The following is a 24,704-nucleotide window of genomic DNA, read 5'->3' on the forward strand; positions in this document are numbered from 1 at the left end:
AAAGCGAATAGTCTCTGCCGGACATTCTCGCTATTCACCACCTTGATCATTCGGAGGGGCGCCCATGATCCCACTCGATTTCCATCCTACAGGCCGTCATTTTTTGCAGATCCCAGGCCCCAGCCCGGTGCCGGATCGTATCCTGCGCGCGATGAGCCTGCCGACGATTGACCATCGTGGTCCGGAATTCGGCGCGTTGGGCCTGAAGGTGCTCAACGGCATCAAGGATGTCTTTCAAACCAAGCATCCCGTCATCATCTATCCCGCCTCGGGCACGGGGGCCTGGGAGGCGGCTTTGTCCAATACGCTCAGCCCCGGCGATCTCGTCTTGATGTACGAGACCGGCCATTTCGCGACCTTGTGGAACCGGGTGGCGACGCGCTTGGGCCTATCTGTCGAGTTTTTGACCTGGCCGGGCGCGGATGCCGAACTACCGAACGCGGCGGGGTGGCGGCACGGTGTGCAGGCTGATCTGATCGAAGAACGCTTGCGCCAAGACACGCAGCATCAGATCAAAGCTGTCTGCGTCGTGCACAACGAGACCTCCACTGGCGTGACCTCGGATATCCCCGCCGTGCGTCGCGCCATCGATGCGGCCCAACATCCTGCGTTGTTGATGGTTGACTCTATCTCAGGCCTGGGCTGCGCGGAATTTCGTCATGATGAGTGGGGCGTGGACGCCACTGTCAGCGGTTCGCAAAAAGGCCTGATGCTGCCGCCAGGGATCAGCTTTAACGCCATCTCTCCACGCGCCTTGCAGGCCGCACAACGAGCGAAACTGCCGCGCTCGTTTTTTGCGTGGGACGAGATCATTGACATGAACGCCACCGGCTATTGGCCCTATACGCCCAATACGAATCTGCTGTATGGCTTGTCAGAGGCTCTGGACATGCTGCAGGACGAGGGGCTGACGAATGTGTTTGCACGCCACCAGCGCTGGGGCGAGGGCGTACGCGCCGCTGTCAACGCATGGGGGTTGCCGATCCAGTGTGCAGACCCTGAGGTGTATTCCCCTGTGTTGACTGGCGTGATTACGCCAGAGGGCATCAACGCCGATGATGTGCGCCGATTGATTCATGAACGCTTCGATCTGTCGTTGGGCACGGGCCTGGGCAAAGTCAAAGGCCGCATGTTCCGCATGGGGCATTTGGGCGACAGCAACGACCTGACGTTGCTGGCTATGGTGGCCGGTGTGGAAATGGGGCTGAAGCTTTCCGGCGTCAAGTTGCAGCAAAGCGGTATTCATGCTGCGATGGATTATTTCGCGGCGCATCCGGTCCAGCGGGCACTGAACCGGGCGGCTTAGGGGTTGTCCCTGACGGTGGACGTCAATCGGACGTCCGCTCCATGATCTTTCATTCACGCGGGTTCACCGTGACGGTGGAGGATCAACAAGGGCGACGGTCGGTGGATACGTACGAAGGTATCCCGGGAAGGCGCGTTCGCGTGTTGGATAGGTTAGGCCGAATTCGACGAACATGACGGTTCAAAAGGCTAACCGTGCAGGCCTCTCTGCAGGCTATGCAGGCGCAGCGCCACGTGCAGTTCCAGAAAACGCCCTTCACGACGCCATCCCGTGAGCAGGTCGTCGACGATTTCCAGGCGTTGCCGTAGCGTGTTCACGTGTATCTGCAGGGCATCGGCGGTTGATTTGGCGTTTTGCGCGTGTTCCAGGTAAATCAACAGCGTGTCGGCGAGATGCGTGTTGCGACGCTCGTCGTGAGACACGAGTTTGCCAATCGTCGCATGGATGAAACCCGAGACGTCTTCAGCTTGCCGTTGTTCGAACAGCAGCGAATACATGGATAGCGTCGCCTCTGGCGCCATTTCACGTGAGCGGCCGAGCGCACTGAGGATGTTGATGCCGCGTTTGAGCGATCGGAAACGGCTAGGCAGGGCCTCTACATTGGAAAGCGAATCCGAGGCCACCCCTAGCGTTGTCAGGCGCTCGTCTGTCAGCAGCGTCCCTTGAAGTACGCGCTCCAGAGAGGCAAACTGACCCGCGTCACAAATGGCGACGATGAAACCATCCACCGTTTCCAACAGAATTCCGCGAGCGATCTCTGTGCGTACCCGGCGCAACGCATATTCGATGTCTCGTTCCTCGACACGTAGAACGGCCAGGCGCAGGGGGCGGGTTAAATCAATGCCGAATGGCTTGGCTCTGGTTTGCAGGGCCGCGATACTTTCCTGCTGCCAACTCACCAATGCACGGATGGTCGCGGCGGATTCGTTGCTGACGACCAGTTCGCTGCGCTCTTGCGAGAGCAGTACGACACCGGCCACCAGGGCGCCACGTTCGAACGTTCGGATTCTGGTGGGACTCATGGGCTGATCAGACGCGATTAGCATGGCTCCGAGCAGACGGTCCGCACCCATCAGCGCTGCGATGCGAACATGGAGGCCTTTATCGCTCTCGACTGCTTGCGATCGGCCTGTCTTGCGGCATGCTGACAGGGCGAGGTGGACGGCATCCTGCATCTTCGTATGTTGCAGTCTGTCCGCCAATTGACGGCCAGCGGCCATGACTGCCCCATGTGCGTGCGCTTGTTGGACGATTTGTTCTGCCTCGTCCAACAGCATGACGTGTCCGTCGATCAACGATGCCACCATGCTCAGAAAATCCGGCATGGTGCAGCCACGAGCGACCAGCTTGGTCATCTGTTCCTGGGCTTCTGCTGCCGCCTCGATTTCTTCGGCTTGGCGATGCAAGGAGGCATTGGCTTCGCTGGCGCGCTGCAGCGCGACTTGGGCTTCCTGGAATAGGCGGGCGTTTTCGATGGCGATGGCCGCCTGTGCGGCCAGGGTGGACAGCATCGCGATTTCCCATGGCGCATGATGGCGCGGATGCCTGTCGCAGATACACAGCACGCCAATGCAATGATTGCCCACCATGAGTGGCGCGCCCAGCAGCGATTGGACGCCCTCGTCCCGGATCGCCAAATCGATTCCGCGGTCATGGACAAAGCCTTGATCGGTCTGGTAGTCCGTGCAGTGATAGGGGGTCTTGTGTTTCAGGACATAGCCGCAGATGCCGTGATCGATCGGCACCCGCACGTTCTTGAATCGCTCCGAGATCGCGCCGTCCGTCGCACGAATATAAAAGTCGTTTTGTATGCGGTCGAAGTTCGTCAGATATCCAATATCTGAGGCGAATATCTGTTTGGCGCGGCGAACGATAGCTCCCAGCACGAGTTCCAGGTCGCGGATCGCCGTCAGGTCGTTGGCGCTTTCGAGGACGACGAGCAGGTTTTTCTCTCTGCGTTGTTGCTGTGCATGTTCTTCTGAGATGGCAATGGCAGCCCGGATACTGCCGACAAGTAAAGCGCGCACGCTCGCATCCTGAATGGTGGACTCGACGCGGACCAGCATCTGGTTGTAGTCCTGGGTCGTAGCATTGCGCTGCAGCATTGTCAGCAGTTCGGATTGCAGCTCGCCTGGATCGAGGGAACTTGTCTCGGTATCCGTGTGCTTTCCCGGCTTGTCGATCATTATCTCTTGTGTGTTTGGCATGGGACGTCGCTTTCGTTCAGTCTGCAAGACGGTTTCAGTGAAAACCCTGAATGGAGGTGCTGTACGGTCTGGCTAATGTAGTTTGATCACATAAATAAAGTCTATTTATGTTTGCATGATCCATAGAGTTCGCGCCAGTTAACACGCATCATGCATTCACTACAACAGGATCAGTCACCAGGCTGAGGAGACAACAGATGAAATTGCTGGCCAGAATACTGGGCACGGGCTTGCTCGCCGTATCAGCGGTGTCGATGGCGCAACCGGACCGGCCTGCTGAAATCAAGCTCGGCATGAGCACCTTTATGACAGGCTCGGCCTCGGTGCTGGGCGCACCGGCGAAAGTAGCTGCCGAGATGTGGATAGAGAAATTCAACGCCGCCGGTGGCATTGATGGGGTCAAACTCAAACCGACGTGGATCGACGAGGGGCAGGGTGCGGAAAAGTTTCTGTCGGAGTACCGCCGCCTGGCCTCGGAGCCGGGCGAAAAACTGATGCTCTCGGCGATCTCCAGCGGCTATTGCAACGCCTTGGCGCCCGTCGCCGAGGAAATGAAGGTCATCAACATTCTGTGGGAATGCTCGAGTGAAAAAGTCCTGGAGGCTCAGCGCTATCGTTACGTATTTCGCACAGGTCCGAACGGCACCATGGAGATGGTGGCTGCCGTCCTGCACCTATTGCGCACCAAGCCTGATTTCAAGACCCTGGCCGTGGTCAATCAGGACTATGCCTGGGGGCGCGATTCATGGGAGATATTCCGCAATACCCTGCTGGCGTTGAAGCCGAACGTCAAGATCGTGGCAGAGCTCTTTCCCAAGTTCGGCGCTGCGGATTTTTCTAGCGAAGTGACGCGCTTGCAGGCATTGCATCCCGATGTAGTGCTGTCGACAGCGTGGGGCGGTGATCTGGATACCTTCTTGAGGCAGGCTTCACAGCGCGGGTTATTCAAGCGGTCGCAATTCGTCCTGCCGTTGGCGGATTCGTCGTTGGAGCGTTTGGGTAATGCTGTGCCGCCTGGCGTCATTATCGGTTTTGTCGGTGATGGTTATTTTGCTGATCCGGCTTTTGCTGACGATCCAGAAGTGCGGGATTTCGTCCAGGCGTTCAAACAGCGCACGGGGGCTTATCCCAATTTCGCTGTCTACCACATGATCCAGGCGCTGAAGGCCGCGACCGGAACCTATAAGAAAGCTATCGCGGACAATGGAGGAAAGTGGCCGACGACCGAGCAATTGGTGGATACCTTGCATCAATTCGAGTATCGCGGCTTGTCGCGTCCCATCCGTATGCGTGAGGATGGGCAAGCCTTGCAGGGGCAGCTCTTGGGAGTGACGCGTCACGACAGTTCACAACCCTTTCCTATCGTAGGCGATCTGACGTTTTATCCCGCGGATATTGTCGCGCCGCCCGTGGGCCAGGTATCGGCCGAATGGGTCAAGACGCTCAAGCCCGAGCTATTGCAGAGCCAGCAAATTCAGCACGTAGGTCAGGGGAAGTAGATGCCGCATCATGTGACGCAGTTGCCGTTAGGTGAGGGCCCGTTGCGGGGACTGGTGGTGATCGACGTAACTCGGGTCGTGGCGGGCCCGTATTGCACCATGATGCTCGCGGATCTGGGGGCGACGGTGATCAAGATCGAGAATCCGGCTGAACCCGATTATGTGAGGAGTTTTCCGCCGTTCGTACAGGGCTCCAACGGCCAGGCCAGCGCATTTTTCGCCCAATACAACCGCCACAAATTAGGGGTGAGCCTGGATTTGAAATCTGAACAAGGGAGGGCACTATTGCGTGACCTGGTCAGCAAGGCCGATCTGCTGGTGGAGAATTTTCGTCCTGGAACCATGGCAAAAATGGGGCTGGACTACGATACGTTAAAAGACATCAACCCGCGTTTGATCTATGTGTCGATCAGCGGTTTCGGTCAAACGGGTCCCAATGCACGCCGCCCTGCGTATGACAACAGCGCCCAGGCGACAGGGGGCTTGTGGTCCATGAATGGCGACAAGGGAAAACCCCCGCTGCGCGTGGGTACCATCATCGGAGACCTCTCGGCGTCGTTCTATGCCGCAATCGCCGCATTGGCGGCAGTCATCGACATGAAGCAAACCGGTAAAGGGCAATGGGTGGACGTGGCTCAGCAGGATTCTGTGGTGACCTTGACCGAGCACGCCGTGGTGAACTACACCGTCGATGGCGTTATTGCAGCGCCTTTGGGTAATGATCATCCCTTTGTTCGGCCTTATGGCCAATACGCGTGCAAAGACGGCTTCGTTTTTTTCGGCGCGTATACCGACAAGTTCTGGACCGAGGCATGCCGGCTCTTTGGCGAGCCCCAATGGCTCACCGATCCTGAAATCGATACGATGGCCAAGCGTTTTGATCCAGAAATCTATGCCAGGCGCGTTCAGCCTATCGTGCAGCGTTGGTGCGCGACGAGAACGAAGGCAGAGCTGGAGGCGTTGGCCAGTGACCTGATTCCGATGACACCCATCAAGACGATGGCCGAGGTGGTCGATGATCCCCATCTGCAGGCTCGGGACATGTTTGTGCCGGTGCAAGTGGACGGCGTCGAGGTAAAAGCCTTTGGCAGTCCGATGAAGCTGTCTCGCACTTCCGTTCATGTCCAGGGGGCGGCGCCGGGTTTCGGCGAGCACAACGAGGTCGTGCTCAAAGGGTGGCTCGGTATCGATGAGACTGACTACGCGCGTTACGTGGGGGAGGGTATCGTCTGATGAGCATTGCTTACGAGGTCAGGGATGCCATTGCTCATATTCGTTTCAATCGGCCCGAGAAACTCAACGCGCTCACTTTGGCGATGTACGAGGAATTGGGTGATGCATTTCGCCGGGCAAACGACGACTCGGCGGTGCGGGTCATCTTGTTGAGCGGTAATGGCGATCGTGCCTTTTGTGTCGGCGCCGATCTGGGGGAATCGATTCCCGCCTTGGCAGAGGGCCGTTTTGATATCTCGGAATGGGACGGCGCGCACATCAAGCAGCCAGGGTTCTATAAACCTGTTGTCGCGGCCATCAATGGCATGTGTATGGGCGGCGGCTTTGAAATCATGCTGGCTGCCGACATACGCGTTGCTGCGGATACGGCGGTGTTTGCGTTGCCGGAGGCGTCGTTGGGGTTCGTTCCCGCAGGTGGCACGCTGGTGCGATTGGTGCGTCAGATTCCATTTGCATGGGCGATGGAACTCATGCTGACGAGCGAGCGCTTTTCTGCCACGCGACTCGCTGAAATGGGATTGCTGAATCGGGTGGTTCCTTTTGATCAATTGGAATCGGTGGCGCTGGGTTATGCGCGCGCGATCGCAGAGAAAGGCCAAGTCGCCGTCTCGGTGATCAAGGAGGCAGCCTTGACGTTGGGACATTTGCCGTTGGACGAGGCGTTTCGCCGCGAGGCGATACTCGGGCAGCGCGCGTTTACGTGCGATGAAGCCAGAGAGGGACTGCAGCGGTTCATGGCTCGCAGGCCAACTCTGTGATCAAGGTGGACATCAGTTCTGCCGCCGGCAGCTCTCGTGCCAGCGGCGCACCTTGCCCCGCCCATTGCGCGGCGAATTCGTTGTTGCCTTGTTTGGCTGCGGCGGCATTCAATTGCTTTGCTGCGTCGTACGCATAGGGATATGCGGCGGGCCCTGGGCTGCCGGCGGCTTCGCCAAATTCGATGAGGCGATTGACCATGCCGCGGGCTGGCCGTCCCGACAACACAGGCGTCAGTCGCGTGGCGGCGGCACGCTCGCTTTTCAAATTCTCGCGATAGCTGGCGTTTGCAGCGGACTCCGGGCACAACACGAATGCGGTGCCGAGTTGTGCGGCGGCGGCGCCTAGATTCAATACTGATTTGATGCCTTGGCCGTCCATGATGCCGCCGGCGGCAATGATGGGCAATCGAGTGCGTTGCACCAGCAAGCGGACGAGCACCGAGGTGCTGAGCCGTTCATCGTTCGCCTCCGGGTCGAACATGCCACGATGGCCGCCTGCCTCGATACCCTGGGCCACGATGGCGTCAATGCCGGCTTGTTCAATCAGTGTGGCTTCGTGCAGATTCGTGGCGCTGGCGATGGTATAGATTCCCGCTTGGCGCAGGGCCTTGATATGCTCGGCCGTCGGCAGACCAAAATGGAAACTCACGGCTGCCGGACGCTGTTGCAGCAGCATCTCGAACACGGCGTCGTCTTGCAGGAAGCTCTTGTAAATTTCCTTGAGCGTGGTGGGCGGTGCAATTCCAGCTTCTGCAAACAGCGGGCTCAGATAACGCAGCCACGCGGTGTCGCGTGCAGCGTCATAGTTAGAGGGAGCATGGCAGAACACGTTGACGTTAAAGGGACCGTCCGTCAATCGGCGGGTGTCTTCGATCGCTAGTTGCGCCTGGTCGGCGGTGTTGGCGCCAATACCCAGCGACCCCAGGCCGCCGGCGTTGGATACCGCCGCTGCCAATTGGGGAGTAGAGGTGCCAGCCATCGGGGCTTGAATGATGGGATGCTTGATGCCGAGCCGGCTCAGAAATGATGCAGACGTGTTCATGTGAGAAGCCCTCGATGTTTTAGCAGAATGACGGTATGGCGGCGGACTTAGGAACGCCAGCCTAAGCAGGACGCAAATTCTTTAATTTCAGTATTGGGAATATAATACATAAAACGTTCTCTAATTGGGAATTTAATGGATTCGGAATCGCTCAAGATTTTTTGTTCGGTAGCCAGTGAGTTGAGCATCACCCAGGCCGCTGTTCGCCTGGGCCGTGCGCCATCGAACGTCACCACGCGCATCCAGCAATTAGAGGCCGACGTGGGAACGAATCTGTTCGTGCGCACGGGAAAACGCATGGCGCTGTCGGCAGCGGGCGAGCGCTTTCTGGATTATGCGAAACGCTTGCTGGCGCTCGAGGATGAGGCGCGTCATGTGGTGACTGGCGGGCGAGAGGGCGGTGCGCTGCGCATCGGTAGTATGGAGAGTACTGCCGCGAGCCGCTTGCCGGCATTGCTGGCGCGCTATCACGCCTCCTATCCGACCACGCGCCTGACGTTGAGCACGGGGCCATCGCGCGCATTATTGGAACAGGTGAGAACAGGGCGATTGGACTGCGCGTTCCTTGCGTTGCCGGCGTCGTTGCAAGACGCGGCCGCATTACAAGAGGCGGGCCTGAAAGCCCAGCCGGTATGGCGCGAGGATCTGGTGTTGTTGCTGCCTGCGAGCGAATCCCGTGCGCGTAAGCCCAGCGACGTGCAGGTCCGGGCCTTGGCGGCTTTTCCGCAAGGATGCACTTATCGCAGCATGGCCGAGGAGTTGCTGGGAATGAACGGCGCGGCCGATTGGACGGTGCTGGAAATGGCCTCATATCACGCCATGATTGCCTGCGTGGCGGCAGGGGCGTGTGCGACGTTGTTGCCCCAAAGTGTGCTGGCGCTCACGAGCGCACCGGATACGTTAAAGACGCTATCCGCGGGGCGGGCAGATACGGTGCTGGTATGGCACGAGGGGTTTGAAGCACCGGCGTTTCAGCATCTGCTGCAGTTGCTGGATTAAGCGAGGGTGATGATTTTAATAAGGGTTTATACCTAATTGTAAGATAAGCTGATAGCGACGTATGCTGTCCACTCAAGATGGCGGCGGGGCACTGATCGACGGTCAGTTCGCACGCTGCGATAACAACGAGAGACAAGCATGTCCCTGTCAGAGTCGAGTGATCGTCGATCCCGGTTGTTGCGGCCGGGTCACGAAATGGACAGTCAACAGCGGGCGGAGCGCACGAGCTATTACCCGGGCTTGGCCGGGAAAGTCGTAGTGTGCACAGGCGCCGCGGCCGGCATCGGGCTGGCCATGGTGCGTGCCTTTGCGCGGCATGAGGCGCATCTGGTTTTGCTGGATGTGAATCCGGATACTTTGGCTGCGGCGCAGGCCTCGATCAGGCAGCAACATCCGAGTATCAATGTCGACGCGATCTGTGTATCCGTCGTGGACAGCGAGGCGGTCGAACGCGCATTCCAGGATGTGGATGCTCGTCATGGCCGGGTCGATGTTCTATTGAATAACGCGGGCATTTCGATGAACCGGCCCACGCTGACGCTAGCGCCGGACGACTGGCGGCGAGCGGTCGATATCAATCTGAATGGCCTGTTCTATTGCTGCCAACAAGCGGCTCAGCGTATGACCCGCGATGGTAGTGGGGTGATCCTGAATACGGCATCGATGTACGGCATCGTGGCCGCACCCGAACGCGCTGCGTATTGCGCATCCAAGGCCGCCGTCGTGGCGCTGAGTAAATCACTGGCCTTGGAGTGGGCGCCGCATGGGGTGCGCGTCAATGCGATTTGTCCAGGCTATATCCGCACCGATTTGGTCAACGATCTGGTGGCGCGCGGCGCACTCGATGCGGACGTGCTGGTCGCTCATACGCCGATGCGGCGATTGGGTACCCCAGAGGAAATTGCCGAGGCAGCCTTGTTTCTGGCGTCGGATGGCGCCGCGTTTGTGACAGGCCACGCCTATGTTGCCGATGGCGGATGGACTGCCAACGGCTATCTTTGACTCAACACGACGACCACGATTATGTCTGAACTTTGCCGCTTGACCCCTCAGTCTCCCTGGTGGGAACTGACAACGACTGATCAGGATTGGGATGAGGCTGACCCGCAATTGCTGGGTACCTTGCTGGCGCATTGTGCGCTGATAAGAGGGTTCGAGGAAACCGTATTGGATCTGGCGGCACAAGGCCTGGTGCATGGCCCGGCCCATTCGAGCATCGGCCAAGAAGGCGGCGCCGCAGGATCCATCGCAGGCCTGAAAGCGAGCGACGGTGTCAACGGCTCGCATCGGGGGCATCACCAGTTCTTGTCGAAAGCGCTGGCGTATCTGCACCCGCGCGGGATCGATCCGAAAGCGGAAATCGATGAGGCAGTGCAGGGTCTGCTACAGAAAGCGTTGGCCGAGATTCTGGGCTTGGCACAGGGATACTGCCGCGGGCGTGGCGGGTCGATGCATTTGCGTTGGGCTGAGGCGGGTGCGCTGGGCACGAATGCGATTGTGGGCGGCGGGGTACCGATGGCCGCAGGTCAGGCCTGGGCGTATCGTCACGCGGGTACGGACGATGTCATGATTACGTACTTCGGTGACGGCGCTGTCAATATCGGGTCGGTGCTGGAGACGATGAATCTGGCAGCGGCGTGGAAACTGCCACTGTGCTTTTTTATTGAAAACAATCGCTATGCCGTCTCGACGGCGATCGAGGACAGCACTGCCGAGACGCGATTGTCGTCACGTGGATCGGCGTTCAATATCCCCAGCTGGAAGGTCGACGGCATGGACCCGCTGGCGGTGCACGCAGCCATGCAGCAGGCATTGACACACATGCGCTCGGGACAAGGGCCGACGATTATCGAGGCGGACGTATATCGGTTCTTTCATCAGAACGGCCCCTATGCAGGCAGTGCTTTTGGCTATCGCACAAAGGAAGAAGAAGCCGCGTGGCGTCAGCGCGATCCGTTGTTGCTGCTGGCCCGCCGCATGACGGCACGGGGACTGATGACGGAATTGGATGTGCAGGCCTTGCATGATCGTGTCAAGGCGGCGATGAATGCGGCGGTGCAAGCCTTGACGGTTGTAGAGGGCCGGGCTGCAGGGGACGATGAGGCGCCAAATGTCTCCGGTTCGAACAACACTGCCACGCGTCATGCGGGCAAGCGCCAGATACGCGCAGCGTTGTGGCCCAGCCCGGATTTTCGCGATGTGGGTATTCTGGGGGATCTCTCTGAAATGCAGGGAGCGCGCTATGCTGCCGAGCCGGATAGGGCAGAGGCGATGAGCGGCTCTCCGGGCAGAGTTGATGGATCGAACCATGTCGCGGTATCCGATCGTAAATTTATCGACGTAGTGGCCGACGTGATGGCGCGCCGTATGCAGCAGGACGCATCGGTGATTGTGATGGGTGAAGACGTCCATCGCCTGAAGGGCGGCACCAACGGTGCGACGCGTGGGTTGAGCCAGCTGTATCAGGATCGATGCCTGGGAACGCCTATCAGTGAGAATGCCTTTGTAGGCTTGGCAGGTGGCATGGCACTGGACGGACGCTATAAGCCAGTGGTCGAGTTCATGTACCCTGATTTCATGTGGGTCGCTGCCGATCAGGTCTTCAATCAGATCGGTAAAGTGCGTCATATGTTTGGCGGCGATAGCGATGTGCCCTTAGTGTTGCGCACCAAGGTAGCAATGGGAACGGGCTATGGCTCGCAGCATTCGATGGACCCTGCGGGTATCTTTGCTACCAGTCCTGGGTGGCGCATTGTTGCGCCTTCCACGCCGTTTGATTACGTCGGGTTGATGAATACGGCCCTGCGTTGCAAGGATCCGGTGCTGGTCATCGAGCATGTTGATCTGTACAACGCGACGGCCTTGGGGCCGGTAGATGATTACGACTATTGCTTGCCTGTGGGCCGAGCCTGCGTGCGTCGAAGCGGGACTGAGCTGACAGTCATCACGTATTTGTCCATGGTTCACCATGCCGCAGAGGCGCTGGACGAGACCGGCATATCGGCCGATTTGATCGATCTGCGCTGGCTGGACCGCGCCAGCCTGGATTGGGAGACGGTGGGGGAAAGTATTCGAAAGACAAACAATGTGCTCATCGTCGAGCAAGGCGCGCGCGGGACTTCATACGGCGGGTGGCTGTCCGATGAGATCCAGCGCCGTTTTTTTGATTGGCTGGATCAGCCCGTACAGCGTGTGACAGGGGGCGAGGCCGCACCCAGCATTTCCAAAGTGCTAGAGCGCGCCGCCGCCGCACGGACGGAAGAGGTGCTCGAGGGACTGCGTGAGGTCATGCAGCAAAAAGGAGCCGCATAATGGCCAGTATTGTTCGTATGCCCGAAATTGCCGCAAATGCCGAGTCAGCGACGCTGTTGTCTTGGGAGGTCGAGGGCGGTGCCACGGTACATGCAGGCGACACCTTGGCGTTGATAGAGACCGACAAGGCGACGGTAGACCTCGTGGCCGAGCATGATGGAACACTGTCGCACATCCTGGCACCGGCGGGACAAGAAGTCGCCGTGGGAGCTGCAGTTGCTGTGTTGTTGGAGAATGGTGAGTCGGAGGAAAAAGCACAGACGCTGCTGGCTTCTCTTTCGGCCGAGAATGTGTCGATTGCTGCAGAGACGCCGTCTCGTGCAGAGGCATCATGTGCGCAGCCAGCGGAGAGCCTTACCCATCGACAATTCGCGAGCCCGCTGGCGCGCCGTTTAGCGGCCGAGCGTGGCATTGACCTGCGTGGTGTGCAGGGGTCGGGCCCAAATGGGCGGGTAGTGAAACGTGATCTGCCACAGGCTGCATCCCAGCCCGCTGCGACAGCGGCTGAAAACATATCCGCAGGCAGCAGCGTACGAACCGGGGCAAACGAGCATGCCGCCGCTGTTCGCGATGCCATCATCCGAGTACCTCATTCCAAGATGCGCAAGACTATCGCGCGGCGTTTGTCGGAAAGCAAAGCCACGGTTCCGCATTTTTATCTCGATGCAGAATGCCGTGCCGGGGCATTGTTGACGTTGCGGGAACAAATCAACGGCTCGATCGACGGGAAAATTTCGATCAATGACCTGATCGTCAAGGCCGTGGCTTGCGCGCTGAGAGACCTGCCAGAGATGAATGTCACCTGGGCAGAGGAGGACATGCTGCATTATCGCGATGTCGATGTCAGTGTCGCGGTGTCAACCGATAAAGGACTGTATACGCCGGTGCTGCGGCAGGTAGAAAAAATGTCTCTGACCGAAATCAGCCACACCATGAATACCTTGGCGCAACGGGCGCGTGACGATCAGTTGTCACCCAACGAATACCAGGGCGGTGCGTTCAGTATCAGCAATCTGGGTATGTTTGGTGTATCGCGTTTCAGCGCCATCATCAATCCTCCTCAGTCCGCCATTCTCGCCGTCGGCGCGGTGCAACGTGTCCCGATCGTCGTGGATGACCAACTCGCCATCGAGTCCGTGGTGAAATGCACCCTGTCTGTCGATCACCGTGCGATTGATGGCGCGCTGGCGGCCCAGTGGTTGAGCCGTTATACACGCTACATCGAGCAACCTTGGGCCATGCTGGTCTGAGTACCAACAAGCGATTGCATCATGGCTATCTACGATTTTTCCGGACGTACATTGGTGGTGACGGGGGCGGCCGGTGGTATTGGGCGTGCCGTGGCAGAACGCTTTTTCCGTTCCGGCGCCAATGTGTTCTTGCTGGATCTGGATCAGGGCGTGCTAGACGCCTTTGCAGCAACTTTGCAGAGCGGCATTGATGTGGCGCATCCGCCGGCCATCGCCACCTTTGCTGCCGATTTATCTGATGCGCATGCGGCCGCCAGGGCGGTGGATCAGATTGAGCAAGCATTTGGCGGCGTTGATTTTCTGGTGTCGTGTGCAGGGATTTATCTCGCCGAGCCGTTGGCCCAGATGATGGACGAACAGTGGCGGCGCACGCTGGCGGTGAATCTGGACGGCGTGTTTTACTTGACCCGCAGGGTGTTGCCGTTACTGCGCGATAACAGCGCGATCGTGAACCTGAGCTCGATGGCGGCGCATCGAGGCGCGTTCTACAACGCACACTACAGCGCCTCAAAGGGGGCACTGTTGAGCTTTACGCGCAGCATCGCACGCGAGCTGGGGCCACGCACCCGTGTCAATGCGGTTTCGCCTGGTATCATCGAAACCCCGATGACCTCGGCATTGCTAAAGACCCGAGCGGCCGAGTCGATCGACCAATCCATCGCAAAGCGCCTGGGGCAAGCCCAAGAGGTTGCATCGGCGGTGGCATTCTTGTGCAGCGATGACGCCAGCTTTATTACCGCCGAGGTCTTGCACGTCAATGGTGGACTGTATGTCTCAGGATGATCCTGTGGTGTTGCCTGATCCGTTGCGAGAGAGCCTGATTCCTCGCCCGGCAACTTTGCCGAGCGAGGTCGCCGATCGTTTGCGCCAGGCGATTTTGCAGGGCGATATCGTCGATGAGAATCACAAATTGCCGTCTGAGGCGGCGTTGGCTGCTACCTATGGTGTGAGCCGGCCTGTGATACGCGAGGCTATCTTCATGCTGAAATCGGACGGCCTGATCATCTCTCAGCAAGGCAGGGGACAGTTCGTCAATCCGCACGGCAGCAATGTGTTCCGCCTGGATGCGAATATGGGCAACGGCGACGAGATCGATGCGTTGTTCGAGTTCTTGTTATCGGTGGAGGTCTCGGCGACGCGTCTGGCTGCGCAACGCCGTACTGCTGACGATCTGAAACGTATTCGCGCATGCTATCAGCGGCTGTACGATGCCACCCGGGGACTGGCCGACGGCACGGAGGAGGACGGGCAGTTTCACAAGTCTATTGTGCTGGCCAGTCACAATCAGCATTTCATCGCTTTTGCTGGATTTTTGGACGGGCAAGTCCGCAGGCTCATACGCACGGCGCGCAAAAACACCCGTAATCGTTCGCATGATTTGATGTGGCAGGTGCAGGCCGAGCACGAGGCGATCCTGAAGGCGATCGAGGCAGGCGATGCAGAGCAGGCCGCGCAGGCGGCCAGCGCGCATTTGCAAAACGCATCTGCGCGACTGGCGTCATATCGATCTTAGACCTCGGCCCCGCCGTTGTTGGCTGTGCGAGATATGGTTCTTGGATCGACACGGCGTGGCTCGCTGCAGTAACGGATTGCGTTACGTCATCAGCCATCCACCGGCCACATCGAGTACTTGGCCGGTGACGAATCGAGCCTGGTCGGAAGCAAAATACAGGCATGCATCGGCCACCTCCTGAGGGGTGCCCAGGCGGCCCAGGGCCGTGACCTTGACCACGGCATCATTCATTTCCTGAGAGACGGTTTTTAATAGTGGTGTGGCGATACGTCCCGGCGCCAGCGCGTTGACAGTGACCTGGTGCGGGCCTAACTCGGCCGCCCAATGGCGGGTGAGGCCAATCAGCGCGGCTTTGGTCGCGGCATAATGTGCCGCCACGATATCGCAATACGCCCGGCCTGCGACTGACGACATATTGATGATACGGCCGGTGTTTTGCTGCACCATGTGGGGCGTGGCCAGGCGCGTCATGTAGAACACGCTGTTGAGGTTCACATCTACGACCTTGTCCCATTCCTGCGGGGACATTTCCCAGACATTCAGCGCGCGGCCATTCGTTTTCGGAGAGATCCCGACATTGTTGACCAGAATCGTGGCCGGGCCGAGGGCTGTAGAAATGGCCTCATAAGCCGTCTGACATGATTCAAACTGCGAGACATCTGCCTGCACAAAATGGACGCGATGTCCTTGTTCGCGCAGAACCTTTGCGTATTCCTGGCCCGTCGACGCATTGGTGTCGATCAGGCCCACGTGCGCGCCCTCGGCCAGTAGCCCCTCGACGATGGCGCTGCCGATGCCGCCAGCGGCGCCGGTCACGATCGCGATTTGATCGCTAAAACGCATGATGGTCAGTCCTTGATCTTCAGCATGATCTTGCCGATATGTTTGCTGCTTTCCATGAGTTCGTGCGCCTGCACGGCTTGATCCAGCGTGAATACCTGATGGATCAATGGCAGGCAACGGCCCGATTCCATCAGGGGAAAGACGCGCTCCTGCAGTGCCTGGCCGATCGCCGCTTTGTCCTCGTCAGTTCTGGGGCGCAGTGTGGAGCCAGTGAACGACAGCCGCTTTAGCATGATAGGCATGGCGTCGATCTGTGCCTTGCTGCCCTCCAGAAAGGCGATCTGCACCAGGCGGCCGTTCAGCGCCAAGCTGCGCAGGTTCTTGTTGATATAGTCGCCGCCTACCATGTCCAGAATGACATCGACTCCCTTGCCTTGTGTGGCGTCGCCCAGCACTTTCTCAAAGTCCTGGTCACGATATTGAATCGTGTGATCGGCACCGGCCTTTGCGCAGGCCGCGGCCTTGTCGGCATTGCCGACCGTGGTCCATACGGTGGATCCCAAGGCATGAGCCAATTGGATTGCCGTCAGGCCAATGCCGCTGGAGCCGCCATGCACCAGCAATGTTTCTCCGGGCTTTAACGCCGCGCGTTCGAATACATTGGTCCATACGGTGAAGTAGTTTTCCGGAATCGCAGCCGCGTGCAACAAGTCCAGGCCCTTTGGTATGGGTAGGCATTGCCGTTCGTCGGTCAGGCAATATTGCGCGTAACCACCGCCGGGTGTCAGTGCACATACGACGTCGCCGACGCGCCGGTCACGGACGTCCGGGCCTATGGCAATGATGCGGCCAGAGACTTCCAGGCCCAGGTGAGGCGATGCGCCGGGAGGTGGGGGGTACGATCCGGCGCGTTGCAGGATATCCGGGCGGTTGACGCCGGCGTACGCAACTTCGATCAAGACCTGCCGTCCCTGAGGTTCCTCCATGGGACGGGTGGCTATTTGCATGCAGTCGGGCGTTCCGCCCTTGCCGTGGTCGATATAGGTGCAGTTCAGCGACATGACGCCGGTCCTTATAGGAAACAGATTGAAGGTCAGTGGCCCAGGTAGGCTTTCTTCACGTGAGGATTGACCAGCAGTTCTTCGCCCGTGCCAGAGAGGACGATGGCGCCGTTTTCCAGCACGTAGCCGCGATCTGCCAGGCGCAGGGTGCGAAATACATTTTGTTCGACCAGCAACACGGTCATGCCATGCGAGGTGACGTTGCGGATGGTGTCGAACATCTGCTGTACCAGTAGTGGCGACAGGCCGAGCGACGGCTCGTCAAACACCAGCAGTTTCGGGTCGGCCATCATGCCCCGTGCAATCGCGACCATCTGCTGTTCGCCGCCGGACAGCGAGCCGGCATATTGATTCAGCCGTTCCTTGACGCGGGGGAAAATGGTGAGGACTTCTTCCAGCTTGCGACTCACAATCGGCCGGGCCGCGCGTTTGTACGAACCCATCACGAGGTTGTCGCGCACGGTGAAATGAGGAAATAGCTGACGGCCCTCGGGGATCATGGTGATTCCCGCATCGACAATGTCGTAGGGTGTGAGGTTGGTGAGGTCTCTTCCCTCGAACTCGACTTTGCCTGCCGTGCTGCCAATGACGCCGCACAGAGTTTTCAAGGTCGTCGTCTTGCCTGCGCCATTCGCGCCGATCAGTGTGACGATTTCTCCGGCATGGACTTCAAAATCCAATCCGTTCAGGACCTGAGTCTTGCCATAGCCCGAGGTCAGGTTCGATATCTTAAGCATCTTGATACTCCTTGCCGAGATAGGCTTCAATCACCGCGGGATGCTCGACCACTTCTTTCGGGGAGCCCGTCACGAGTACGGCGCCTTCGTTGAGAACGATGATGCGATCGGACAGCGCCATCGTGGCCTGCATCATGTGCTCGATCAACAGCACCGATACGCCGGAATCGCGGATGCGCTTGATCATTTGAATGGCTTTTTCGATGTCGGTAGGATTGAGCCCAGCCATGACTTCATCCAGCAACAGTATCCGTGGCTGCGTGGCCAATGCGCGGGCGATTTCCAGGCGCTTCATGCCTCCCACGGTCAGGCTGCGCGCTTCCGTGTTCAGGTGCTTTAACAGATCCGTCTGTTCGGCGACGGACAAGGCGATCTGTTCGGCCTGCTCGCGATCACGGGTGTTGATGAACGCCCCTAACATGATGTTTTCCAGCACAGTCAGGCCGGTGAAGGGCTTGGCCGTCTGAAAGGTGCGGCCCAGGCCTTGGTGCGCAAAGGCGTCTGGCGTGTTGCACGATATCCAGTTGCCGTTCTTGTCGCGCAGTGTGACTGAGCCTTTGTCCGGCGACAAGAAGCCCGACAGTAAATTGAATACCGTGGTTTTCCCCGCGCCGTTCGGACCTATCATGCCCAGAATCTCGCGTTCGTTCAGCTGCAACGACACGTCGTTTGTCGCGCATAGGCCGCCAAAGCTCTTGAACAGATTCTCTGCACGTAGGACGGGTTCGCCGCGATGAGGCGTGTCGGTATGTGCCAGACCATGCCTCATCGGCGGTTTTGATTTCGGAGTGCCGAGATAGGGTAGCCGTGCCATCAGACGCCCCAGCGCGGGACCAAACGCGCCAGCCAAGCCGCGCGGAATCGTCAACACCACCGCGACCAGAATCAGGCCATAGATCAATCCGTGCATGCCGCTGCCGACACTGCTGAGCCAGCCGCGAGCCAGCTCTGCGATCGGCAATACGAGGAATGTGCCGGCAATGGGGCCGCCCACAGTACCTAGGCCGCCGATCAGGGCGAACATGGCGATCTGTATGGACAGATCCAGAGAGAACGCCGAGCTCGGATCCACAAAGGTCAGATAGGTAATGTGAAAAGTGCCGATCAAGCTGGTCAACATGGCGGAGACCACGGCAGCCAGGATCTTGACGCGTACGGTATGGATGCCGACTGCTAGAGCAGCGTCTTCGCGTTCGCGGATCGCAATGAGGTAATGGCCCATGCGAGATTTGCGGATGAACCAGGAGGCCCAGACGACAAAGAGAAACAGGGCAAACGCGATGATGACGTAATTGATTTTTTCGCGGAACACGATCCAGGTCCAGCCGATGTTCAACGGCAGGCTGATACCGCTCGATCCGCCGGTCCAGCTTTCCTCATGGATGACCAACAACCGCACGACCTCCAGGATCGCGATCGTCGCCAGGGCAAAGAATGGACCACGCAGACGCAGGGTAGGATAGGCGATCACGATGGCGACCACGCCGGAAATCACCGCACCGGTCAACATGCCGATCCATGGCGAAATGCCAAAATTCTGCGTCAGCAATGTGGCGGTATAACCGCCTATGCCATAGAACACGGCGTGGCCCAATGACAATTGGCCTGCGTAGCCGCCGACGATGTTCCAGGCCACGGACAACGAAGCGAACACAAATAGTAGGACAAACAGGTTGGTCCAGAATGGCGTACCCATGATGACGGGCACGAGGAACATCACCAGGAACAGGATGAGGCTGGTGTAAACCTTGGGATGACGGATATCGGGAAACACGGCAGGCTCCTTGTTATTCTGTGCCGATGCCAAACAGGCCGGTGGGACGCAGGACAAGGATCAGCAAGAAGATCCCGAAATACACGACCTCTTTCAGGTCGGGGGCGATGTAATAGCCTGCCAGCGTATCGACTACGCCCAGAATCATTGAGCCGGCAACCGCGCCATAGAGGCTGCCCAGTCCGCCCAGCACCACAATGACAAATGCCGTGAGCACAAAATAGGTGCCTACGGTGGGAAAGACGGGATACTGTGGCGCCAGCAGTCCGGCCGCGACCCCGACAAATGCGGTGCCCAGTCCAAACGCGATGGCATAGACGGTATGGACGTTGACGCCCATCAACATGGCGGCGTAACGATGTTGGGCGACGGCGCGCAGCGCCCGGCCCAGATAGGTGCGATGCATGAACAGATGCAGCAGCACGGCTAAAGTCAGGCCGATAATGAACGTGATCAACTGCCCCGTCACCACGGTGTACGTCCCGACGTTCATCGTGGAGGTACCGAGCTCTACAGGGGCACGATAGACATTGGCGCCAAAGATCACCAGGGCCAGGTTCAGCAGTATTGTCGATACGCCCACGGTGGCAAAGATCTGTATATGTTCATCGGCGTTGAGCAGAGGCTGAATAATGGCCTTCTGCGTCATTGCGCCTAGCGCAAACAGAATCACCGCAACCGGGATCAGGCCGGCATAAGGATGGACGCCGAAATGCGTGGCGATCAGATAGACCATGTACATGCCTATCATGAGGAATTCGCCGTGCGCGAAATTCACCACTCGCACCACACCGAATATCAACGTCAGCCCCAGACTGATGATGGTGTAGGCGCCACCTAGCAACAGGCCATTGATGACCAGTTGAACAAAAATGTCCATTGTGCAACCTCTGTGATGGGAAGCCTCCCGGTGTCCCGCGCGGACCGGGAGGCTTTTGAGGGGCAAGGAAACGTGAGGCGGTCCCGCATTTCCTTGAGAGCCGCGGGCCGTTTCTTTTGAACGGCGCTGCAGCGGCAAATCATTTACTTGTTAAAGATGGGCTTGCCTTGAGCGAGATTTGACGGCGCGATGGTGACGAGTTTGCCGTCTTGCCACTGCATGACGTAGAACGTGGATGCCTTGTTCTGGCCATCTTCGCCAAATTCAAAGCCCCAGCCATTGGCTGTTTGTCCTGCAGGTTTCTTATAGGCCAGCACAGCCTCGCGGATTTTTTCGGGGTCGGTGGATTTGGCGTTGCCGATGGCTTCGAAGAATGCCTTGGCACCTACGTAGTTGGTCAGGCTGTGGCCGGATTGCGGGTCGCTTTTATAGGTGGTTTTATAGGCCTGCAGGAACTTGTCCAACCCCGGAGCGCCCGCCGGATTGATCGAGGATTGCGGGAAATCCAGATCAAAAACGCCGTTCATATCGGCGCCCACGGCCTTTGCGGTGTCCGCCAGCGAATAGCCGCCGCCCGCGCCGATGACGACTTTGGGTTTGAACCCGCCAGCGCGTGCTTGGCTGAAATACAGGATAGCGTCGTTCTGATAAGCCGTCTGCAGCACCACGTCAACCTTGGCGCCTTTCAGGCGCAAGATCAACGACGACAGATCGACGGTCTTGGCCGAGTAGGGCAGGACTTCTGCCACGGTATAGCCCAGCTCCTGGGCACGTTTTTTCTCGGTGGCTGCGACGTCCGTGCCGTATGGGCCGTCTTCGTGAATGATCCCTATCCGGATTTCTTTGGGGTTCAGCCCCATGCCTGGCGCGACGATGTCATGCAAGGCATCGATCACTGCGGCCCCGTACAGCCCTGTATTCGGATTGCTGCGGAACAGGTACTTGTAGCCGCGGGTCGTGATTTTGTGCGCGGTCGCACCCAGTTCGAAATAGGGGATGCCGGCAAGTTCGGTCACGGGCGACGCGGCATAGGAAATGCCTGAGGCATAGCTGCCGAATACTGCTGCCACACCTGAGGAGACCAGGCGTTTGGTTTCGGACACGGCCTGGGTGGGATCAACTGCGTCGGCCTTGAGAATCTCGATCTTTTCGCCGTTGACGCCGCCTGCGGCATTGATTTCATTGACCGCCAGCTCCAGGCCTCGATAGCTCTCCTGGCCCAACAGCGCCAGGGCGCCGCTGAACGGAAACAGGGCGCCAACCTTGATATCTGCCCATGCGGTGGTGGCCGAAAGCGCGCTGCATAACCCTAGTGCCAATGTGAATTTTTTGATTTTGAACATTGTCTCGCTCCATGCGTTGATGTGGGAGTGCGTGGGACTTTTCAGAGAGTCCGTCTTGGTTTTTATAATATATGATATATGAAATTTTGGGCTAAAAACGCCCTGTTCGATTCTAGTTGCCGAGGGAATGAGACGAATCGGGGATTTCCCTAAATCCGCATAAGCATCGGATTTTGAAAGAATTTTTTTCGTTATCCATCAGGTTCCTGTTCAAACTGGGGCGGCGGACGACGAGTTTGGCGTTGCAAAAATTTTCTGAGCATGAAGTGAAATTATCATATATCGTATATCGAAAATAAAGCGAGACACGTATAACAATTCGGAGACTCAGGTATGTTCGAAGAGGTTAATTACGCAGGCAAAAAGGTGCTGATCACCGCGGGCGCGGATGGATTGGGCCTGGAGATGGCCAAGGTCTTTCACCATGCGGGCGCGACCGTGTTCATCTGCGATGTGAATGACACTCGGCTGGCTGAGGCGGCGAGCCAGCTACCAGGATTGCATGCGGCGCATGCGGACGTGTCCGATGAAGTCAGTGTCGAGCGGTTGTTTGCCCAGGTTCGCAACGAGTTGGGCGGACTGGATATCCTCGTCAACAATGCGGGCGTGGCTGGGCCGACGGGATTCGTAGAGACACTCAGCAAAGCCGACTGGGATCGCACGCTGGCGGTGAATATCACGGGGCAGTTCCTGTGTGCCAGGCAGGCGGTGCCGTTGCTAAAGCAGTCGCAAGCCGGTGTCATGATCAATCTGTCGTCGGCGGCAGGGCATTTGGGCTTTGCCGGGCGCTCTGCCTATTCCGCATCGAAATGGGCGGTGATCGGTTTTACCAAGACGCTGGCGATCGAATTGGGAGCTTATGGCATACGCGTGAACGCCATATTGCCCGGTGCGGTCGAGGGGCCGAGAATCCGGGCAGTGATCGAGGCCAAGGCCAAAACGCTGGGGCGTCCGGTCGCAGAAATCGCCGAGCAATACGAGAGTCAGGCAGCCTTGGGCCGTATGGTGAGCGCGCGCGATATCGCCAACATGGTGCTATTCAATGCCAGTGAGGCAGCGCGCAGCGTCAGTGGGCAGGCAATTGTGATCGATGGTTTTACGCAAAAGCTCTATTGATCGAGGATCTCTCATGCGTACTGTTGCCGTTATTGGCGCCGGCCTGATAGGCCAGGGTTGGGCCATTGTTTTTGCACGCCGCGGTTGGAATGTCAGGCTGTACGATGTGCAGACCCAGGGCTTGGGTCAGGCTCGCGAATTGATTGTGCAGCAATTGGCAGAACTGCAGCGCTATGGTTTGCTGGACGACGTACAGGCAGCTGCTGATCGCGTCAGTATTGCCGAGTCGTTGCAGGCTGCATTGTCGGGTGCGGATTATGTGCAGGAAAATTCGCCGGAACGGCTGGAAATCAAGCGCGCCGTCTTTGCCGAGCTGGACCAATATGCCGAACCCCACGCCGTAATCGGCAGCTCGACATCCAGCTTGCCGGCCAGTGAATATACGGAGTCGTTGGCCGGCAGGCATCGCTGCCTGGTAGTGCATCCCGTCAACCCGCCGTATTTGATTCCATTGGTCGAGTTGTGCGGCGCCCCGTGGACGTCACCGCAAACGATAGAAACCGCACGGCAGATCATGCAGGAACTGGGACAGAAGCCCATCACGGTCCGGCACGAGATCGAAGGCTTTGTGTTGAATCGTTTGCAGGGCGCGCTATTGCACGAGGCGTTTCGGCTGGCGGCAGCGGGGGTGGCCAGCGCCGAGGACATCGATACCACGATCAAAGACGGCCTGGGCCTGCGTTGGTCATTCATGGGGCCATTCGAGACCATAGATCTGAATGCGCCTGCAGGCCTGGCAGACTACTGCGCCCGTTATGGCGGCCTGTATCAGTCGATTGGTGCGACGCAGTCTCAATCCGTGCCGTGGGACGAGGCATTGGTGGGATCGCTGGAGCAGCAGCGCCGAGAGCAATTACCGGCGAGCCAATTGCAGGAACGCCGATTTTGGCGCGATGATCAGTTGATGAAATTGATGCGTCACAAGAACCAAACTGGAGACGAGCATGGCCAGAGCTAAACCGAAGATCGTTATCACGTGCGCCGTGACAGGCGCCATTCATACGCCCAGCATGTCGCCGCACCTGCCGGTGACCGCTGACGAGATTGCGGAGGCGGCGATTGGCGCAGCCGAGGCGGGCGCAGCAGTATTGCACTTGCATGCGCGCGATCCGCAGACTGGCAAGCCATCCCAGGATCCTGAATTGTTCCGGCCGTTCCTGCAGAAAATAAAGGAACGTACCAACGCCATCATCAACATCACGACGGGTGGCAGCCCGCATATGACGGTAGAGGAACGCATGCGTCCGGCGACGACGTTCAAGCCCGAACTGGCATCGCTGAACATGGGGTCGATGAACTTCGGGCTGTTTCCCATGCTGGACCGGTTCAAGGAGTTCAAGCACGACTGGGAGCGCGAGCATCTGGAAAACAGCCGTTCGCTGATTTTTCGCAATACGTATCAGGACATCGAGTCCATCCTGACCTTGGGCAATCAAAACGGCACGCGTTTTGAGTTCGAGTGCTATGACATCAGCCATTTGTATAACCTGGCCCATTTCGTCGACCGCGGCCTGGTCAAGTCGCCACCGTTCATTCAGTCGGTGTTTGGCATCCTGGGCGGCATCGGTCCCCATCCGGAAGACCTGATGCACATGAAGCGCACGGCGGACCGGCTATTCGGCAACGAATACGAATGGTCCATCCTGGGGGCGGGGCGCAATCAGATTCCGCTAGCGACTATCGGCGCCGCCATGGGATCGAACGTGCGTGTTGGGCTGGAGGACTCGCTATGGATCGGGCCGGGTCAACTCGCCGAGTCAAATCGTGTGCAGGTCGAACGGATTCGCACGATTGCAGAGGCGTTGAACCTCGATATCGCGACGCCCGATGAAGCGCGAGAAAAGTTGGGACTGAAAGGCGCAGACAACGTGGCGTTCTAACGTAGAGCACC

At 58.4% G+C, this 24,704-nt stretch carries 21 protein-coding genes; 13 read left to right on the plus strand and 8 right to left on the minus strand.

What is annotated here, in order from left to right; genetic code table 11:
* The first annotated feature begins 64 nt into the window (after positions 1-64).
* Complete coding sequence (locus tag ACNA0J_RS07325; protein WP_415817936.1) at positions 65-1,306, plus strand: pyridoxal-phosphate-dependent aminotransferase family protein; 1,242 nt, start codon at positions 65-67, stop codon at positions 1,304-1,306.
* Between the two features lie 188 nt (positions 1,307-1,494).
* Here ACNA0J_RS07325 and ACNA0J_RS07330 read toward each other — a convergent pair whose 3' ends face one another.
* Entirely contained in the window at positions 1,495-3,513 is a 2,019-nt protein-coding gene (locus tag ACNA0J_RS07330; RefSeq protein WP_415817938.1) for a helix-turn-helix domain-containing protein, read from the minus strand.
* A gap of 197 nt (positions 3,514-3,710) precedes the next feature.
* Here ACNA0J_RS07330 and ACNA0J_RS07335 point away from each other — a divergent pair, with 197 nt between their 5' ends.
* Genes ACNA0J_RS07335 through ACNA0J_RS07345 form a run of 3 tightly spaced genes read left to right on the plus strand, consistent with a single transcriptional unit; the run spans position 3,711 to position 7,003 of the window.
* On the plus strand, positions 3,711-5,012 hold the full coding sequence (locus ACNA0J_RS07335) for an ABC transporter substrate-binding protein (RefSeq protein WP_415817940.1): 1,302 nt from the start codon (positions 3,711-3,713) through the stop codon (positions 5,010-5,012).
* On the plus strand, positions 5,013-6,245 hold the full coding sequence (locus ACNA0J_RS07340; protein WP_415817942.1) for a CaiB/BaiF CoA transferase family protein: 1,233 nt from the start codon (positions 5,013-5,015) through the stop codon (positions 6,243-6,245). It abuts the gene before it with no gap.
* Positions 6,245-7,003: an enoyl-CoA hydratase/isomerase family protein gene (locus ACNA0J_RS07345; protein WP_415817944.1), complete on the plus strand. Its 759-nt coding sequence runs from the start codon at positions 6,245-6,247 to the stop codon at positions 7,001-7,003. Before ACNA0J_RS07340 ends, ACNA0J_RS07345 begins: the two co-directional genes overlap by 1 nt.
* Here the strand turns inward: ACNA0J_RS07345 and ACNA0J_RS07350 are convergent.
* A complete protein-coding gene (locus ACNA0J_RS07350; RefSeq protein WP_415817946.1) occupies positions 6,978-8,045 on the minus strand; it encodes an NAD(P)H-dependent flavin oxidoreductase in 1,068 nt (355 codons plus the stop codon). The two genes, ACNA0J_RS07345 and ACNA0J_RS07350, sit on opposite strands and share 26 nt — an antisense overlap.
* Before the next feature lie 135 nt (positions 8,046-8,180).
* Between ACNA0J_RS07350 and ACNA0J_RS07355 the strand changes: the two genes are divergently transcribed.
* The 6 genes from ACNA0J_RS07355 to ACNA0J_RS07380 all read left to right on the plus strand — a co-directional run bounded on the left by ACNA0J_RS07355 (position 8,181) and on the right by ACNA0J_RS07380 (position 15,119).
* Positions 8,181-9,044, plus strand: a complete 864-nt coding sequence (locus ACNA0J_RS07355; RefSeq protein WP_415817948.1) for a LysR substrate-binding domain-containing protein — start codon at positions 8,181-8,183, stop codon at positions 9,042-9,044.
* A 138-nt stretch (positions 9,045-9,182) separates the two neighbouring features.
* Complete coding sequence (locus ACNA0J_RS07360; RefSeq protein ID WP_415817950.1) at positions 9,183-10,046, plus strand: SDR family NAD(P)-dependent oxidoreductase; 864 nt, start codon at positions 9,183-9,185, stop codon at positions 10,044-10,046.
* A 21-nt stretch (positions 10,047-10,067) separates the two neighbouring features.
* Entirely contained in the window at positions 10,068-12,356 is a 2,289-nt protein-coding gene (locus ACNA0J_RS07365; protein ID WP_415817952.1) for an alpha-ketoacid dehydrogenase subunit alpha/beta, read from the plus strand.
* Positions 12,356-13,606, plus strand: a complete 1,251-nt coding sequence (locus ACNA0J_RS07370; protein WP_415817955.1) for a dihydrolipoamide acetyltransferase family protein — start codon at positions 12,356-12,358, stop codon at positions 13,604-13,606. The genes ACNA0J_RS07365 and ACNA0J_RS07370 overlap by 1 nt, the downstream gene beginning before the upstream one ends.
* Positions 13,607-13,627: 21 nt before the next feature.
* Positions 13,628-14,389: an SDR family NAD(P)-dependent oxidoreductase gene (locus ACNA0J_RS07375; protein ID WP_415817957.1), complete on the plus strand. Its 762-nt coding sequence runs from the start codon at positions 13,628-13,630 to the stop codon at positions 14,387-14,389.
* A complete protein-coding gene (locus tag ACNA0J_RS07380) occupies positions 14,376-15,119 on the plus strand; it encodes a FadR/GntR family transcriptional regulator (protein ID WP_415817960.1) in 744 nt (247 codons plus the stop codon). The genes ACNA0J_RS07375 and ACNA0J_RS07380 overlap by 14 nt, the downstream gene beginning before the upstream one ends.
* Before the next feature lie 81 nt (positions 15,120-15,200).
* On the opposite strand, the gene ACNA0J_RS07385 is transcribed toward ACNA0J_RS07380, so the two are convergent.
* From ACNA0J_RS07385 to ACNA0J_RS07410, 6 genes are all read right to left on the minus strand, one after another.
* Entirely contained in the window at positions 15,201-15,962 is a 762-nt protein-coding gene (locus ACNA0J_RS07385; protein ID WP_415817962.1) for an SDR family oxidoreductase, read from the minus strand.
* 5 nt (positions 15,963-15,967) lie between these two features.
* Positions 15,968-16,963, minus strand: coding sequence for an NAD(P)H-quinone oxidoreductase (locus ACNA0J_RS07390; RefSeq protein WP_415817965.1), 996 nt, complete (start codon positions 16,961-16,963; stop codon positions 15,968-15,970).
* 32 nt (positions 16,964-16,995) lie between these two features.
* Positions 16,996-17,700 (minus strand): ABC transporter ATP-binding protein, encoded by a 705-nt coding sequence (locus tag ACNA0J_RS07395; RefSeq protein WP_415817968.1) that lies wholly within the window; start codon positions 17,698-17,700, stop codon positions 16,996-16,998.
* Entirely contained in the window at positions 17,693-19,474 is a 1,782-nt protein-coding gene (locus ACNA0J_RS07400; RefSeq protein WP_415817971.1) for a branched-chain amino acid ABC transporter ATP-binding protein/permease, read from the minus strand. Before ACNA0J_RS07400 ends, ACNA0J_RS07395 begins: the two co-directional genes overlap by 8 nt.
* Positions 19,475-19,487: 13 nt before the next feature.
* Entirely contained in the window at positions 19,488-20,354 is an 867-nt protein-coding gene (locus tag ACNA0J_RS07405) for a branched-chain amino acid ABC transporter permease (protein WP_415817973.1), read from the minus strand.
* A gap of 143 nt (positions 20,355-20,497) precedes the next feature.
* Positions 20,498-21,697, minus strand: a complete 1,200-nt coding sequence (locus tag ACNA0J_RS07410) for an ABC transporter substrate-binding protein (protein WP_415817975.1) — start codon at positions 21,695-21,697, stop codon at positions 20,498-20,500.
* Positions 21,698-22,030: 333 nt separating this feature from the next.
* Here ACNA0J_RS07410 and ACNA0J_RS07415 point away from each other — a divergent pair, with 333 nt between their 5' ends.
* Genes ACNA0J_RS07415 through kce form a run of 3 tightly spaced genes read left to right on the plus strand, consistent with a single transcriptional unit; the run spans position 22,031 to position 24,693 of the window.
* Positions 22,031-22,813, plus strand: a complete 783-nt coding sequence (locus ACNA0J_RS07415) for an SDR family oxidoreductase (protein WP_415817976.1) — start codon at positions 22,031-22,033, stop codon at positions 22,811-22,813.
* Between the two features lie 13 nt (positions 22,814-22,826).
* Positions 22,827-23,771, plus strand: coding sequence for a 3-hydroxyacyl-CoA dehydrogenase (locus ACNA0J_RS07420; protein WP_415817978.1), 945 nt, complete (start codon positions 22,827-22,829; stop codon positions 23,769-23,771).
* Positions 23,758-24,693 (plus strand): 3,5-dioxohexanoate:acetyl-CoA acetone transferase, encoded by a 936-nt coding sequence (kce, locus tag ACNA0J_RS07425; protein WP_415817980.1) that lies wholly within the window; start codon positions 23,758-23,760, stop codon positions 24,691-24,693. Before ACNA0J_RS07420 ends, kce begins: the two co-directional genes overlap by 14 nt.
* The last annotated feature ends 11 nt before the right edge of the window (positions 24,694-24,704 follow it).

This window comes from Bordetella tumbae, from assembly GCF_965139195.1.
GTDB classification, from domain to species: Bacteria; Pseudomonadota; Gammaproteobacteria; order Burkholderiales; family Burkholderiaceae_B; genus Bordetella_A; species Bordetella_A tumbae.